Source organism: Clostridium sp., from assembly GCF_051656525.1.
In the GTDB taxonomy this organism is placed as follows: Bacteria; Bacillota; Clostridia; order Clostridiales; family Clostridiaceae; genus Clostridium.
Genome location: NZ_JBOGCC010000385.1, coordinates 1 through 2,295 on the forward strand (window position 1 = coordinate 1; position 2,295 = coordinate 2,295).

General features: G+C 29.6%; 2 protein-coding genes. Both read left to right on the forward strand.

Annotation, left to right across the window (positions count from 1 at the left end):
• On the forward strand, positions 1-572 hold a 572-nt coding region (locus ACRDDY_RS18760), incomplete at its 5' end, for a PTS system mannose/fructose/sorbose family transporter subunit IID (RefSeq protein WP_438566444.1).
• A gap of 192 nt (positions 573-764) precedes the next feature.
• Positions 765-2,295: hypothetical protein (locus ACRDDY_RS18765; RefSeq protein ID WP_438566445.1), on the forward strand; the 1,531-nt coding region annotated here is incomplete at its 3' end.

Consider the following 2,295-nt stretch of genomic DNA (forward strand, 5'->3'; position numbering starts at 1 on the left):
CTTTAGAGCAACAAAAAGCAGATATTCCTACAATTAGAGCTGTCCGTGTTGCTGCAATGGGACCACTTGGTGGAATTGGAGATGCTATTTTCTGGTTCACATTAGTTCCTATAACTGCTGGTATTACTGCAAATATGGCCATTAATGGTTCACTCTTTGGACCTATTCTTTTCCTACTGATATTTAACGGTGTTCAGTTTGGTGTTAGATGCTGGCTTATGCATTGGTCATACAATCTTGGTTCAAAAGCTATCGATATTCTTACTAGAAATGCAAAAGAATTTACTCGTTCAGCTTCTTTACTAGGAGTATTCATTGTAGGTGCATTAACTTGTAACTATGGAGCTACTAAACTTGGAATTGTCATTCCAAATGGTGAAGCACCAATTGATATTCAAAAAATATTAGATGGTGTACTTCCTCAAATGTTACCACTTGCATTCACTCTTCTATTATATTACCTTTTAAAGAAAAGAGGATGGACTCCCGTTGCATGTATCGGATTATTACTTGTAATTGGAATCTTAGGTGCTGGAATCGGACAACTTTTTGGATTCACTATGTGGGGATAATGTTTATAACTTCTATGAAGGTATCAATAGATACCTTCTTTTTTTTTATTTGTTCATCATTATTTATAAATAAGTCTAATTTTTGACTTTTGTTAATTTTATTTAAACTCCATTCCATATTTTTTATCTTCATGCAATAATAATGATATTAAATCAAATATTCTGAATTTTCTTATATTAAGGGGGGATAAAATGAAAAATAAAAAAATTAATTTAATTTCCAAAGTAACTTTTTTTGTTTTTTCTTTAACACTTTTTACTAATATTTTTCCTGACACATATTCTTATGGTGATGTAACTAAAAAAATTAAAACGTCTTCATTTAATACTACTTTAGAGATAAATGACAAACCTATAAATAATGACGACAGTCTATCTTTAAAAAATGGTGATTCTGTAGATTTCAAGATTAATTTTACATGTAGTCCCAATATAAATCCTGGTGATAAACTTACATTTAAGTTGCCTTCTGTTTTTAATTCAATAAAAACTTTAACTTATCCGTATGTATGCTTTGATCCGCCAGTTATAGAAAACAACACAGTTACCCTTACTGCTAATGATAATATTATTGGTGTAATTGGTGGGTATATTACTCTCCAAGCAACCTTTAACTCTCAAAATACTACTGGCTCTATTAAGGTACCTATTGAAATAAATGGTGAAGTCTCAAATGTTACTATAAACTATCCTCCACCTCTTGGTATTTCTTTAAATAAAACAGTAAATGACTCTAAAACTCTTCCAATTAAGGCAAATGAAATTGATAATCCCTTAAATTACAAAATTGTAGTTAATACTAAAAACCAATCTACTACTGAAAACTTTAAAGATGTTATGGATTCTGGATTAGATTTAAATGATAATAGTCTACAAATTACAAATTCTAAAGGTGTTAATGTCACTTCACAATTACAAAATCAAATCAAAATCGAAAAAAATCAATCTAATACTACTATAAATATTTCAAATTTTCCCATTGGAGATATTTATACTATAACTTACTCTTGTAATATTAATAAAATAGCTGCTGAAAATAGACCTTTATGGTATAGAGAAAATACAGCTACTATGGGAAGTGTTTCTTCTAACTCTACAGTTATTGTAAATTCAAACTTAGGAAATAACTTAACACCTGAGGCTTCTAAATCACTCACACAAAAAAGTGTGAATGGACAAACTTATGAAAAAGTTGGTGATATGAAAAATTATACTCTAACTATAAACTCTGGACATTTTGAATTACCTATTGGGACTACTATTACTGACAAACTTCCAGAAGGCCTTGCATTTTCTAATAATACAAATTCCGGATTGAATGCTTGGCTAAATAGTCCTTATAACGGTGGTACAAGCCCCGGACTTACAATATATAAAATTGCTGAAGATGGGAATAAATCAACTATTTATACAGAAAAGGATACTGGCGTTACTATAACTTTAGATTATCAAACAAGAACTATTTCTTGTACAACATTAGTATCAACTAACAATAAAATAACTATTAACTTTAGTACTAAAGTTACGAAAAAATTAGATTCTATAACAAATACCGCTGTTACTACGGTCAATGGAGATAATTATGAAAATTCTACAACTATTAAATATTCTGCTCCTGAAAATGTAAATATAGCTAAAACTGTTAATGGAATGCCTACTTTTCCCGTAAAACAGGAACAAATCAACAATCCTCTAAGATATAAAGTTATTGTTGATACTACAG